This is a genomic window from Telluria sp. ZB4P36 (genome assembly GCF_059685865.1).
In genome coordinates this window covers 156,686-170,296 of the sequence record NZ_JCASIE010000009.1, presented here as the reverse complement: position 1 = coordinate 170,296, position 13,611 = coordinate 156,686, and the positions used below count along the sequence as shown (strand labels likewise).

At 65.9% G+C, this 13,611-nt stretch carries 11 protein-coding genes; 2 read left to right on the top strand and 9 right to left on the bottom strand.

Annotation, left to right across the window (positions count from 1 at the left end):
* Positions 1 to 3: 3 nt before the first annotated feature.
* The 4 genes from AC56LK_RS14170 to AC56LK_RS14155 all read right to left on the bottom strand — a co-directional run bounded on the left by AC56LK_RS14170 (position 4) and on the right by AC56LK_RS14155 (position 6,431).
* Positions 4 to 1,047 carry a cupin-like domain-containing protein gene (locus AC56LK_RS14170; RefSeq protein ID WP_497185135.1) on the bottom strand — a complete coding sequence of 348 codons (1,044 nt, stop codon included), beginning with the start codon at positions 1,045 to 1,047 and terminating at the stop codon, positions 4 to 6.
* Positions 1,022 to 1,732, bottom strand: a complete 711-nt coding sequence (locus AC56LK_RS14165) for a SapC family protein (protein WP_497185134.1) — start codon at positions 1,730 to 1,732, stop codon at positions 1,022 to 1,024. The genes AC56LK_RS14170 and AC56LK_RS14165 overlap by 26 nt, the downstream gene beginning before the upstream one ends.
* Positions 1,733 to 1,759: 27 nt before the next feature.
* Entirely contained in the window at positions 1,760 to 3,337 is a 1,578-nt protein-coding gene (locus tag AC56LK_RS14160) for a tryptophan halogenase family protein (protein ID WP_497185133.1), read from the bottom strand.
* A 103-nt stretch (positions 3,338 to 3,440) separates the two neighbouring features.
* Positions 3,441 to 6,431, bottom strand: coding sequence for a TonB-dependent receptor (locus tag AC56LK_RS14155; protein WP_497185132.1), 2,991 nt, complete (start codon positions 6,429 to 6,431; stop codon positions 3,441 to 3,443).
* 494 nt (positions 6,432 to 6,925) lie between these two features.
* Between AC56LK_RS14155 and AC56LK_RS14150 the strand changes: the two genes are divergently transcribed.
* Both AC56LK_RS14150 and AC56LK_RS14145 read left to right on the top strand, forming a co-directional pair.
* Positions 6,926 to 7,771: a polysaccharide deacetylase family protein gene (locus AC56LK_RS14150; RefSeq protein ID WP_497185131.1), complete on the top strand. Its 846-nt coding sequence runs from the start codon at positions 6,926 to 6,928 to the stop codon at positions 7,769 to 7,771.
* A 180-nt stretch (positions 7,772 to 7,951) separates the two neighbouring features.
* A complete protein-coding gene (locus AC56LK_RS14145; protein ID WP_497185130.1) occupies positions 7,952 to 8,719 on the top strand; it encodes a GIN domain-containing protein in 768 nt (255 codons plus the stop codon).
* Between the two features lie 30 nt (positions 8,720 to 8,749).
* On the opposite strand, the gene AC56LK_RS14140 is transcribed toward AC56LK_RS14145, so the two are convergent.
* The 5 genes from AC56LK_RS14140 to AC56LK_RS14120 all read right to left on the bottom strand — a co-directional run bounded on the left by AC56LK_RS14140 (position 8,750) and on the right by AC56LK_RS14120 (position 13,592).
* On the bottom strand, positions 8,750 to 9,076 hold the full coding sequence (locus tag AC56LK_RS14140) for a BON domain-containing protein (RefSeq protein ID WP_497185129.1): 327 nt from the start codon (positions 9,074 to 9,076) through the stop codon (positions 8,750 to 8,752).
* A 92-nt stretch (positions 9,077 to 9,168) separates the two neighbouring features.
* Entirely contained in the window at positions 9,169 to 10,269 is a 1,101-nt protein-coding gene (locus AC56LK_RS14135) for a LytR C-terminal domain-containing protein (protein WP_497185128.1), read from the bottom strand.
* Between the two features lie 17 nt (positions 10,270 to 10,286).
* Positions 10,287 to 11,228: a type II secretion system F family protein gene (locus tag AC56LK_RS14130; protein ID WP_497185127.1), complete on the bottom strand. Its 942-nt coding sequence runs from the start codon at positions 11,226 to 11,228 to the stop codon at positions 10,287 to 10,289.
* A 30-nt stretch (positions 11,229 to 11,258) separates the two neighbouring features.
* A complete protein-coding gene (locus AC56LK_RS14125; RefSeq protein ID WP_497185126.1) occupies positions 11,259 to 12,236 on the bottom strand; it encodes a type II secretion system F family protein in 978 nt (325 codons plus the stop codon).
* 9 nt (positions 12,237 to 12,245) lie between these two features.
* Positions 12,246 to 13,592, bottom strand: a complete 1,347-nt coding sequence (locus tag AC56LK_RS14120; RefSeq protein ID WP_497185125.1) for a TadA family conjugal transfer-associated ATPase — start codon at positions 13,590 to 13,592, stop codon at positions 12,246 to 12,248.
* Positions 13,593 to 13,611 lie beyond the last annotated feature (19 nt).

Sequence of the window (13,611 nt, the reverse complement as noted above, 5' to 3'; positions counted from 1 at the left end):
TCCTCAGCGGTTCATTCTTTTCAGTAGTTGGGCGCGGATGCTGCGCACGCTGTCGGCATCCATCGGCGCCAGGGCGCGGCGCGCGTTCGGCGGAATATGGGCGGCGGTCTTCTCATCCGCTTCGAACACGTAGTGGCGGAACAGCCCGGCCCAGGCCTTGCGCTGTTCCGGCGGCAGGTCGCGCACGCTCATCAAGGCATGCATCAGCGCGTTCATCGGCGTATCCATGTAGCCAGGCGACTGGCGCCACCAGTAGTTCACCAGCACGTTGAAGTCTTCCAGCGCCTCGATGTGATGCCACCACATGCTGGGGATGAACAGCGCATCGCCCGCTTCCATCTCGACAGCCAACGCATGCTCCATGGCCGTGGCAAAACGCGGGAAGCGTTCGAGATCGGGCTTCAGGAAGTCGACCAGGCTGATGGCCTGCCCGGCGGGCGTCAGGTCGAGCGGGCCGATATAGAGGTTCTCGACTTGTTCAGGTGGGAACAGGGTGAAGCGGCGGCGCCCGGCGACCACACAGGCCAGGTTGTCCGGCAGGTCGTAGTGGGCCGCGATGCGGGTACGGTTGCCGATCCAGATCGAACCCAGCGCGTCGCGCCCGCCGAGGTCGATGGCGTTCTCGTCGTGGAAACCGGGCAGGCAGCTGTCGATCGTGGTCGAGCCGACGTAGATGGCCGGCTGCTGTTGCGGGGCAGCGCCGCGGTAGCGTTCAAGCTCGGCCAGCACCTTGTCCAGGCGCACCGACACCGGTGCGAAGTTAAAGCCATCCATCGCCTCGTTGTAGAAGAAGCGGCCTTCGATCTCGGGCGGGCCGAACATGGCATTGACGGTGGCGTCGCGGTAGAAGCGGCGCAGGTAGGCGTCGGCAGCAAGCGCGGACGCGCGCGCAGCCCGGACCATCGGCCATTGCGCCACCAGGCCGCGCAGCACCACCGGTTCGGTGGACGCGAGGACGGCCGCCGCAGGGCGGCCGGGGCCGAGGTCGCGCGGCGTCAGGCCGGCCAGCTCGCGGATCGGCTTAGGCGCGGGCAGCACGGCGGGCATTTTTGCGGTCGATCAGCGCCCGGAAGTTCGACAGTGAAGCGAGCTGGAAGTAGATCGCGCTGAGGTAGCCGGCCTTGTGCAGGCTGTCGAGGGTTTCGGCGTCGAGCGCGGCCAGGCGGTCTTCGTTGATGGTGTAGAAGCCGGCGAGACGGTTCTGGGAACCGTCGTCGAGCGTCACATCGAGCGAGAAACCTTCGATCAGATCGTGCTTCACGAGGGCCTCGACGAAGGCGGCATTCGCCGCCATGCCTTCGTGGACGGCGAGCAGCATCGAATTGACGTTCTCGAGGTAGGGGCTCATGCCGCCGTGCGGCAGGAAGATCGGCTCGCCTTCATGCGTGCTGACGCGCGGGCTGTCCAGGTCGATGTGGATCATCAGCTCGTCGCCGTCGCGGCCGATCAGGAAAGGCAGGCGGTCGACCAGCAGCGGGATGGTGCTGGCATCCCAGCCTTCGTCTTCCAAAAACAGGTTTTCGTCGGACTCGAAACCGAGCAGCGCCACCGGTTCGAAGGCGCTCGCTTCGCTCTCCTTGCGGAAGATGATCGGATAGTGGGCCTGCAGCAGCCGGAATTCAGCCGGGAAGGTCGGCACGAAGGCGTGGCGCTCGGTGATGTCGCGGCCGTGGCGGGTGATCACGCGCAGGTCCTTGTGATCGATGTTATTCAGCAGTACGGGATTGGCCATCGGTGTCGTCTCTTTCGTTCTCGTTGTTTATGTCGTCGGAAGCCCGTGGCGCACGATGTGCGCGACGAGCATGCGGTTGTCCGGCAGCGCGGGCAGCATCCTGCGGGTCTGGTCGGCGGCCTGGCGCAGGAAGCCGTCGGCGATCGCGCCGTTGCCCTCCCCGATGCGCTCGCGCCGGGCCAGGCCGGGCTCCGGCTTGAAGCCCATCCCGTACAAAATATACTGGTAGCTCGCCGCCGGGAAGACTTCCTGGATGCGGTTGAAGTCGTAGCGCGAGGGCGGACGGTGGCGCCACAGCGCCAGCAGCTCGTCCAGGCGCTGCGGGATGGTGTCGCCGCGGCGGTTGTCGCGCCAGTAGCCATGCGGATCTTCCGCGCCCTCGCGGCGGCTCAGGACATAGTGCAGTTTCAGGAAGTCGATCACCCGCTCCCAGCGGTAGCTGAAGGTTTCGTTGAAGCGCCGGGCACTGAGCTCCATCTGCGCGCGCGTGACCGGCATCTCGTCGGCCAGCATCGCCGCCGACAATTCGACCATGGCCAGCGCCGAGGCTTCCAGCGGCTCGATGAAGCCGGCGGACAAGCCTATCGCGACGCAGTTGCGGTGCCAGAAGCGCTCGCGGTAGCCTGGTTCGAAGGACAGCTTGCGCGGCGTCGGGATGTCGTCGGGGCCGCCGGTCGCGCGGATGTAGGCGCGCAGCGCGCGTTCGGCCGCATCGTCGCCGGTGTGCGCGCTCGAATACACGTGGCCGATGCCGCGCCGGGAAGGCAGGCCGATGTCCCAGATCCAGCCGGCTTCCTGCGCGGTGGACGTGGTCTGCGAGGCGATCGGATCATCCTCGTGTACATAGGGCACCTGCACCGCCAGCGCGCTGTCGTTGAACAGGACGCCACGCTGCGGAAGGAAGGGCACGCCGTAGTGCTTCCCGAGCAGCAGCGACTGCATGCCGGTGCAGTCCACGAACAGGTCGCCGGCCAAGTCGCCATGCGCCTTGGTGTGCAGGGCGGCGATGTCGCCATTGTCGTGGGAGCGGATGCCGGTGACGTGGTCCGGCACGTAGTCCACGCCGAGCTTTTCCAGGCAGTGCTTCTTGAGGAACAGGCCGAACTTGCCGGCGTCGAGGTGGTAGCCGTAGTTGGCCACCGCTGCGAATTCGGGCGTGACGGCCTGCTTGGGCGCGCGCCCCTGCACGCACAGGTGCGGCTGGTAGCTCACCAGGTCGGCGAAGGGAACGCCGGCATGGCGCTCGAGCCAGCGGCCGGCCATGTCGGCCTCGCCCCAGCCCTGGGGCAGCACGAAGGGGTGGAAGTAATAGTCGTGGTCGGCGCCGCTGACCCAGCGGTTGAAGCGCGAGCCCTGCTTGAAGGCGGCATCGCATTCGCGGAAGAAAGCGGATTCGGACAGGCCGGCCGCGCGCAGGGTGTCGCGCATGGTCGGCCAGGTACCCTCACCGACGCCGATCGTCGGCACGTCGGGCGACTCGATCAGCGTCACGCGCAGGCCGCCGTCACCAAGCGCCTTGAAGCTCGATGCAAGGACGGCGGCAGTCAGCCAGCCGGCCGACCCTCCGCCCACGACGACGACATGCCTGATGGTGGTGATCGCCATATTTGTTTTCAATAAAACCAATGCTGGGCAAGTCTAACCTGAAAGTGAACACAGCGGACCGTGGCATCGGCCAGGGCCCGCTGGTTTTTTTGCCAGCCTCAGCTTAGAACTTGTAGCGGGCCGACAGCATGTAACGCGGACCGGACTGCTCCACATACAGCGCCTGACGCTCGTTACGGCCATGCACGCGCCGGATCTCGTCGGTCAGGTTGATGCCTTCCAACTGGACACTGATGTTCTTGTTGACGTTGTATCCGATGCTCAGGTCAAGCTGGCCGTAGGCTTCGACATACTGCGGGTTCGGCCCCACGCCGTCGAAGGTCGAGGTCAGGAACCTGTCGCGCCAGTTGTAGGCCGCGCGCACGTTCCACTTGTCGTTCTCGAAGATACCCACCAGGTTGGCGGAGTCGCTCAGGCCCACCAGCGCGAATTGCTCGCCGATGCTGGCATTGTTGTACTGCAGGCCCGAGTCGACCTTGGTGAAGTTCGCCTGAACGCCGAATCCGGAGGTGCCGAACATGTGCTGGACGTTAAACTCCAGGCCGCGCAGGCGTGCCCTTTTCTGGTTCGAGTAGCTGGTGATCTGGAAGTTGGCGATCGGGTCGTTCGGCTGGCCTGCGATGGAACCGGTGGCATTGCCGTTGACATCATCCGGTCCGCGCGTCACGCCAGGACGTCCCGCGAAGTTGCGGAAGATGTAATTGCGGATGCAAGTCGTGTCCGAACTCGCGCAGCCGGCGCCGATCGCCGCGTTCCAGTAGGCGCCGCCCACCGGGGTGCGCAGGCCGAAGGGCTGGGCGGTGACCTGCGACTGGCCGGCGTAGTTCTCCAGGCTCTTGCGGAAGTGGCCGACCGAGACGAAGCTCGACTTGTTGTAATACCACTCCCAGGCCAGGTCGATGTTCTTCGACTTGACCGGCAGCAGGCCCGGGTTGCCCTGGGTTCCCCGGCCGCCTTCGATACGACCCTGCACCTCGAGCACCTGGCCGCCGGTCAGCTGGTCATAGCGGGCGCGGCCGATGGTTTCGCCGTAGCTGAAGCGGCCCTTCATGTCGGAACGCAGGTCGATATCGGCGTCGAAGCTCGGCAGCACATGGTGGTACTTGCCGGTCAGGGTGGTGAAGGACGGCGTGCCGAAGCCCACCGCGAACTCGTTCTGCGACAGCCAGGTGTAGGAGGTGGCGATCGGCACCAGCGCGGTCGAGGTGACGTCGGTCTTCTCGTAGCGCACGCCCAGGGCGGTATGCACCGGCATCGCGAAGTCCCAGTCGGTGTTGAACTGCAGGTACAGGCTCTTCGATTTTTCGCGGGTGCGCTGGTCGGTGGTGTAGTTCGGTTTCGGCAGGTACAGCTCCGGCTTGCCCGTGACCGTCGCGGCGAGCTGGCGCAGGGCGGCGAAGTCGAAGGTGTAGAAGGTGTTGAACAGGTTCGGGTTGTCGTGGCCGTCGATGTTGTCGAAGTACTGGCGCAGGCTCTCCTGGTGGAAGTAGCTGGCCGGGTAATCCGACGCCTTGGTCGCGCCGCCCCAGGTGTCGTCACGCTGCTGGACCGAGAAGGCCGAGCGGTTCTTCACGTCGGTCGAGGCCAGGCCGAACTTCAGCTCGGATGCTTCCAGCATCTTCCAGCTGCCGTGGGTCTGCAGCTGGGTGATTTCGCTCTTGACATAGCCGTTCTCGAAGACCGAACCGGTCACCTGCTGCGGGGCGCGCTGGAAGTCGGCGCCCTGGATGCTCAGGACCGGCAGGTCCTTCGAGAAGTCGACGCTGGTGGTGCCGCGGCTGAAGCTGGCGGTGCCCAGGACGTTGGACGAGCCGAACGGGCTGTCCGGTACCGATTCGGCGGTCGAGCGGTGCGCGTCCAGCTCGAGGCGGACGTCGCTGTTGACCTTCCACGCCGCGTTGAAGCCGAGCGACTTGTTCTGGGTCTTGGTGGCGAAATCGGCGCCGCCCATGGCGATGTCGCTGTTGGCCGGGTTGATGATCTCGGTGTACACCAGCGGCGCGGCGACCGGACCGTTGGTCCAGGTGCTCGAGGACGGACCGAAGTTGAACCAGGCCGAGAGGTCCTGGCGGCGGGTCTGGATCTTGTTTTCAGAGTAGGTGTAGTCGAGGGTCGTGGTCAGGGCCTTGCTCGGCGCGAACTGGAACACCAGCTGGCCATTGGTGCGCTGGCGCTGGATGCCGTTCATGGCGTAGTTCATGTTCTGCGGCACCTGGTACAGGTCACCCGGCTTCGGACGGTTGGTGATGTTCTCGGAGCCCGGGGTGCCCGGCTGCGGGATAGTGCCCCAGTTGTTCTCGTCGCCGCGGAACGGCCCCCTCCAGCCGTTGCCGACGGAGGCCACGTTGTAGCCCAGATTGCGTTCCTGGTAGCTGGCCGACAGGCCGATACCGAAGCGGCCGTCGGCCGAGGTGTTGCTGTAGATGCCAGACACTTCGGGGGTGACCTTGCCGCCGCGCTGGACGTCCGCCGGCAGGTTGTCGGCCGAGCGGTCATACACGCCCTTGACGCCGATGCTGGCCTGCAGGCCCGGACGCGAGAGCGGACGCGCGGTCAGCACGTTGATGGTGGCGCCGATACCGCCGGTCGGGGTCTCGGCGCGCGCCGATTTATACACCTGCAGCTGGGAGATCGCTTCCGACGCGATGTTGGCGAAGTCGTAGGCGCGGCCCGGGCGGTCGCCCAGGCTCGAGGTCGGCATCTGGCGGCCGTTCAGCAGCACCAGGTTGAAGTCGGGGCCGACACCGCGCACGGTGACTTTCGAGCCTTCGCCGATGCTGCGGTCGATCGACACGCCGCTGATGCGCTGCAGCGATTCGGCCAGGTTGGTATCCGGGAATTTGCCGATGTCTTCGGCGACGATGCCGTCCACGAAGCCCTGCGCATTGCGCTTGAGGTTCATCGACGATTCGAGGCTGGCGCGCAGGCCGGTCACGACGACGGTCTGGACGCCGGCCGGCGAGGAGGGGGTGCTGGCTTCCTGAGGGGTGACCGCGGCCGGATCGGTGGCGGCGGCAGCGCCAGGGGTCGAGGCGACTTCCTGGGCATGGGCCGGGATGAATGCCGCGCACGCGCTGGCTACTGCCAGGCTCATCAATGTCTGTTTAGCCTTGGGGTAATACATGGTGCTCTCCTGTTTTTTTTAAAATGACCGTCACCCAATCCAACGGTGTCTCCACTACCTGTGCCGGGCTGCACGCTGCCGGCCTTCGATGCTGTCGTCCCTGCTGCCGCCCCTATCGCCGGGCACCTCCTCGCCACCACGCGGCACAGCGAGGACATGCGGCCAGTGCCGATGCCCTCGCTGTCAGGTAGCGGGTAAAAGCTTGCGCGTTGCGCTCATTCATCTGTTAATCGCTCCGGCTTGCATCTCGCGATGCAGTCGTTGATCAAGCAATTCGTCTGGTGCGTGGAAACGTTTCCACGTCAGTTGTCTGAATATTAGGGTTAGCAAAAAAAATTGTCAACGGAATATTCCACGTCGGTATGACCCGAAATGCGGCTGATTTGCAACACTTGGACAGATTTCATGGTAACGTTTCCAATATCCGACCGAAAAGGGGGTGAGCGATGGAGCGACATGGGACGATGTGGCCTGCCGGGCATGCTGGCCGCGCCGCTCTTGCGCTGCTCGTCGCACTGCATGCGGGCCTTCCTGCCGCCCAGGCAAGCGAAGCGGTGCCGGCATTCAGCTGGCCGCACGGGGCGCGCGCCGCGGTCAGCCTCGCCTACGACGATGCCCTCGATTCACAGCTCGACCATGCCCTCCCCGCCCTCGACAAAGTCGGCTTCAAGGCCAGCTTCTACCTGCAGCTGTCGAATCCCTCGGTGGCGCGGCGCATGGAAGACTGGCGCGCAGCCGCACGGCGTGGGCACGAGCTCGGCAACCACAGCCTGTTCCACCAATGCGCCCGCAGCAAACCCGGGCGCGACTGGGTCGCAGCGCACCGCAACCTCGACACCACCAGCGCGGAACAGATGCGCGACCAGGTCCTGCTGGCCAATACCATGCTGGCGGCGATCGATGGGCGGCGGGAACGCACGTTCACCGCGCCCTGCGGCGATACCCTGGCGGGCGGACGCGACTACCTTTCCGCGCTGCGGGACAGCTTCGTGGCGATCAAGGCCGGCAACAACAGCGGCGTCATCGACGCGATGCAGTCGCTCGATCCGCTCGCCATGCCGGTGGCGGCGCCCCAGGGCAGCAGCGGCGCGGAGCTGATCGCCATCGTCCGCCAGGCGATGCAGCGCGGGACCATGGTCAACTTCACCTTCCACGGCATCGGCGGCGACTACCTCAGCGTCTCCGTGCAAGCCCATGACGAACTGCTGCGCTTCCTCGCCGCGCACCGCCGGCAAGTCTGGACCGACAGCTTCATCAACATCATGAAACACGTCAGGCAGCAGCAGGCCCGCCGGCCTGTGGCGCCCTGAACGCACAAGGGGCACCCCGCCTGCGCAGTAGCCAAGGCTGCGGAGATAGCGGGCGCCATCCGCGTCATTCCGGCTTTTTTACGCTCCAGACCGCGGATTGCGCAGTTCATCGCAATCGCTTCGGTGACGGCGCGGCAGCGCCCTATAGTGCTTCCATTGCCACCCTACCGGAGAACAAGCATGAAAAAACTGTTGAGTGCCGCCGCCGTTGCCGCCACGCTCGCACTGGTCGCCAGCCCAAGCTTTGCCAATGACGTCGTACGCGAAAACCGCAGCGTCGATGCCAAGGTCACCAAGGTGAAACTGGACGGCATCGTCGACCTCGTTGTACGCCAGGGCAATACGCCCTCGCTCGTCGTCTCGGGCGACCGCCGCTTCGTCCAGCGCATCACCACCTCCCAGCGTGGCGACACGCTGGAAATCGGCACCGACTCCTTCAGTACCCGCCGTGGCGAGATGAACGAGAAACTACGCGCCGAGCTGACCGTGCCCAACCTCGCCGAATTCACCTCGGAAGGCGTGGGCGCCTCGACCCTCACCGGCTTCTCGGGCAATTCCATCCAGGTTGCCCTCGACGGCGCCGGGTCGGTGACCATGAACAGCAACTACCGCAACATCGATGCACGCCTGGGCGGCGTCGGCGGACTGGCCCTGAACGGCGTACGCGCCGACCGCGTGGACCTCAGCCTGCGCGGCGCCGGCCGCATCAGCATCAATGGCGAGAGCAAACTGCTGCGTGCCAAGCTGGCGGGTGTCGGCAGCCTGGAAGCTCAGGGCTTGCGCGCCGAGTCGGTCGACCTCGACATGAGCGGTCTTGGTGGCGCGACGGTGCACGCGACCCGTGCGGCCGAGATCGACCTGAACGGCATGGGCTCGGCCACCGTCTACGGTAACCCGGCAACACGTAAGGCCAACACCAACGGCATGGGCAAGGTCGCCTGGAAGTAAGCCGCGCAAGTGTCGCCACAGGGCCCGGCGCTACTGATTGCGCCGCTCCCTGATCACCATGCTGTTCCGCACTTCCTTCACCCCCGGCACGTCGCGGGCAAGCTGCGCCGCCCGTGCCGCGCTCTCGGGCGACTCCACGAAGCCGCTGAGCTGCACCGTTCCCTTGTAGGTTTCGACCTGGACTTCGGTCGCCTTGACCTGGGCGTCGGCAGCGAAGGCCGTCTTGACCCGGGTGGTGATGGCGGCATCGTCGATGTATTCACCGGTGCCACGTTGCGCGGACGAGGGGGCGCAGGCACTGAGGATCGCCAGCACCAGGCCGAGCAGGATCAGATGGATGCGGTAGGAAAGATTCATGGAAGGCTCCCGAGAGAAGGCAGACCAGCCCATTCTCTCGGGAGCCCTTGATTCGCGTTTGATACCGAACAAACGTGCAAACGGACCTTTTTTCAATCAGCTTTGTTCAATGCCAGTACCGGTGCCGCGGCGTCCCTGGCCGGCGGCCGCAGGGCAAAGCCGGGCCGCGCGATGTCGCGTCCCAGCACCACGCGCAAGTTGGCGGGCGCGCAGCCGGCCACTTCCTGCAGCTGCGCCTTGCCGAGGCGGCTGGCCAGGCGCTCCGCGGCTGCGCGGTAGCCCGCTTCGAATTCGATGCGGGTCTGGCGCACGCCGAAACCCGGCTGGTTCGACAGGCGCGCCACCTTCAGTCCGTCCGTACCGACCTGGCGTGCCAGCTTGCGCGCCATGCCCGGTACGCCATTTCCATTACGGACTTCGACCAGCGCGAGGCCTGGAGCACTGCCGTCCGGTATGGCCGGTGGCGGTGCCGGTAGCGATGCGGGTGCCGGCGCTGCCGCGCTTGCCGGCAAGGGCCCGCGCCGCAGCGCCAGCATGCCATCCGGTCCGGCATACAGCTGTACCTGGCCCCATCCCTCGTCCTCGCGCCCGGGCGTCTTGAGCGCGCGCTCGATCGCCGCGACCGTGGTCGGGCTGCCGGCGGCGGCATAGTCCGCGCGCAGGTCATGGGCGCGCAAGGCGCCGGCCTGGCTCAGCATCTGCTGCGCGCGCTCTTCCTGCCCGAGCATGCGCAGGGTCTCGCCCAGCAATTGCCAGGAACGGTGGTTCAGCGGATCGAGCAGGCAGGCCTTCTCGAGCGCGACCAGGGCCTGGTCGTATTCTCCCTTGAGGAAGTAGGCATGCCCGAGGTTGCTGAACAGGTAGGCCTTGCCCGGACCGGACGACAAGCTGAGCGATTCCGTCAGCGCCCGCCACAGCGCGATCGCCGTCGCGAACTCGCGCTGTTCCGCGTACAAGGTGGCCAGCCCGTTGCGCGCGTTCACGTGTCCGGGGGCCGACTGCAGCGCGGCCTGGTAGGCGGCGCGCGCTTCGTCATAGCGGCGCGCGAGGTGGTGGTTGCGCCCTGCCAGGTAGGCGTCGTCGGCGGCCGGCGTGGCGCCGTCGAAAGCGGGGTGCGTGCCGAACGGCGCACATGCCGCCAGGCCGGCGCCGGCACACAGCAGCGCCAGACGCATGAGTAAGTTGGTTCGCATCGTAGGCTCCTTCGTGTTCATTGCGCGCCGGTCAGTTTGCCCAGGGTCCGTGAAATCTGGATCATGGCCGGACCGAGCAGTACCATCATCAGCATGGGGAATATGCAGAAAATCAGGGGGAACAGCAGTTTCAGGCCGATGCGGGCAGCGCATTCCTCGGCCACGATGCGCCGCTTGTGACGCAGGCTGTCGGACTGTACGCGCAGCGCGTCGCCGACACTGGTCCCGAAACGCTCGGACTGGATCAACATGGCCACCAGCGCGTCGACATCCTCGACGCCCGAACGCAGCGCGAAATTGCGCAGCGCCTTCTCCTTGGTGAAGCCGGCGCGCATTTCCATCAGGACGAGCTGCAATTCCTGGGCCAGCACCGCGCTCTTGATGTGGATCTCGCCCGCCACCTTGACCAGCGCGCGCTCCAGGCTCAGGCCTGCTTCGACGCATACCGTGAGCAGGTCGAGCGCATCGGGAATGGTTTCGAAAATCTCGCGGCGGCGGCGTTGCACGATGCGTTCAAGGATGATGTTCGGCAGGTAATAGCCGAGTGCGGCCGCGATCAGCAGCAAGCCCATCAGGCGCGAGCCCGGCAGCGCCTTGCTGTAGATGACGGTCAATGCCGCCGCCAGTGCCGGAAGCGTCAGTGCGAGCACCGTCTTCGACGCGAAATACAGCGCCAGGGCGGATGGATTGCGCCAGCCGGCGTTCATGAAGCGCGTGCGCAGGCTGGATTTTTCCCACCCTTCCTCGGGCACCGACAGCTTGGTCAGCGGCTTGACCGCGCTGGCGACGCGTTCGACCCAGCCGCCGCCGGCATCCAGCTGGCCCTGCTCCGCATTGCCGTGGAAGCGGCGCAGGCGTTCGCGCAGGGCCAGCGGTGCAAACAGCACCAGTCCGAGCCAGGCGAGGCCGGAGACGACGCACAGGACGATGAGCAGGAAGATCAGCTGGGAGGATGTCATGTTCACCTCTGGATGGAATGCGGGCCGGACTCAGATGCGGATGCGGATGATCTTGCGCATCCAGACGCTGCCGACCACCATCAGGCCAAGGCCGTACCACATCATGCGTATGCCGCTCGGGTCGGTCCAGAGCACGCTGATGTACTTCGGGTTCATCACCACCATCATGCCCAGCACGGCGAACGGCAGCGCGGACAGGATCATCGCCGACATCCGCCCTTCCGCCGACAGCACGCGCACGTGCCCCACCAGTTTCAGGCGGGCACGGATGATCTGGCTGATATTCCCCAGGATCTCGGCCAGGTTGCCGCCCGATTCGCGCTGGATCAGCACGGCGATGATCATGTAGCGCAGGTCGGTCAGCGGAATGCGCGCGGCCATGGCGTGCAAGGCCTCGTTCATCGGCGCGCCGTAGTTGATTTCCTCGCGGGCGATGCGGAATTCCCCGCTGAGCGGCTCGGGCAGCTCGTTGCCGACGATCTGAAGCACGTTGCTGAACGAGTGGCCGGCACGCAGTGCGCGCGCAATGAAATCGGCGGCATCCGGCAACTGCTGCTCGATGCGGATCAGGCGCCGCTGGCGTGCGCGGCGCAGCAGGACCCACGGCACACACAAGCCGAACAGGGCCACCAGCACGCGCAGCGCGGCCGGCATCTGCCAGCCGAGCGACGCCAGGCCGGCAGCAAGCATGCAGCCGAGCGACCAGGCCAGGAACTGCCCGACCGTGTTGCCGGTGCCGGACTGCACCAGCAGGACATCGATCCGCTGCGCCAGCGGGATGCCGTGCAGGATGCGGTCGAAGGCCGCGTTGCGGCTGTAGGGACGCTGCTTGAGGATCGAGATCCGCTCGCCGCTGCGCCCTGAAGAGCCGGACATGACCTGCAGCCGGCGCGCGATGCGCCGCGCCGCCGCGCCATGCGTGCCCATCCACCACAGGTAGGCGCCCTCGATCGCGAGGACCGCGGCCGCGAACAGGAATACCACGAAAGCGTAGAACAGCGCGTCCATGCTTCCTCCTCAGTCGAAGGTCCGGTCGGGATCGAAGCTGTCTTCCGGCACCGGCACGCCATACATCTTCAGGCGGTCGGCGAAGCGCGGACGAACCCCGGTGGCGCTGAAGCGCCCTTTCACCTTGCCGTCGGCGTCCACGCCGCTCTGCTCGAAGCGGAAGATCTCCTGCATCGAGATGATGTCGCCTTCCATGCCGGTGATCTCCTGCAGGCTGACCACCTTGCGCGTGCCGTCGGTCAGGCGCGAGGCCTGCACCACCACCGTCACGGCCGAGACGATCTGCTGGCGGATCGCACGCGCGGTCAGGTTGACGCCGGCCATGCTGACCATGTTTTCCAGCCGCGACAGCGCGTCGCGCGGGGTATTCGAGTGGATCGTCGCGAGCGAGCCTTCATGGCCGGTATTCATCGCCTGCAGCATGTCGAGCGCCTCGGCGCCGCGCACCTCGCCCAGGATGATGCGGTCGGGGCGCATCCGCAGCGCGTTGCGCACCAGGGCGCGCTGGGTCACCTCGCCCTTGCCTTCGATGTTGGGCGGACGGGTTTCCAGGCGCACCACGTGCGGCTGGCGCAGCTGCAGCTCGGCCGCGTCCTCGATCGTCAGCACCCGCTCGGTGGCCGGAATGAAGCCGGAGATCAGGTTCAGCAAGGTGGTCTTGCCGCTGCCGGTACCGCCCGAGATCAGGATGTTCACCTTGGCCGCGCCCAGGCTTTCCAGCACCCGGATCATGGGCGGCGTCAGGCTCTTGTAGTCGAGCAGGTTCTGCACCGACAGCGGCGTGGATCCGAAACGGCGGATCGACAGCAGCGGACCGTCGACCGCCAGCGGCGGGATGATCGCGTTGACACGCGAACCGTCCGGCAGGCGCGCGTCGACCATCGGGCTCGACTCGTCGACGCGCCGGCCCACGCGCGAGACGATCTTCTCGATGATCTTGATCAGGTGGGCGTTGTCATGGAAGCTGATGTCGGTGAGTTCGAGCTTGCCGCGCCGCTCGACGTACACCTTGCTGGCGGTATTGACCAGGATGTCGGAGACGGTCGGGTCGTTCAGCAAGGGCTCGAGCGGGCCGAAGCCGAGCATCTCGTGCTGGATGTCGAGTACCAGGTGGTGGCGCTCGTGCTGGTTCAGCACGATGCGCTCCTCTTCGATGATGCGCTGGATCAGCAGGGCCAGCTCGTGCTTGAACTGTTCGGCGGTGAGCCGCTTGAGGCGCTCGAGATCGATGCGGTCCAGGATCATCTGGTGCATCAGCTTCTTCAGCTCCTGGTAGGCCTGGTTCGCGACTTCCGGCGGGACAGCGCCGGGCTGGCGCTCCTGGCCGGAACTCGCAAGGCGTTCACGTAAGGACATAAGTGGCTCCGGTCGTTCT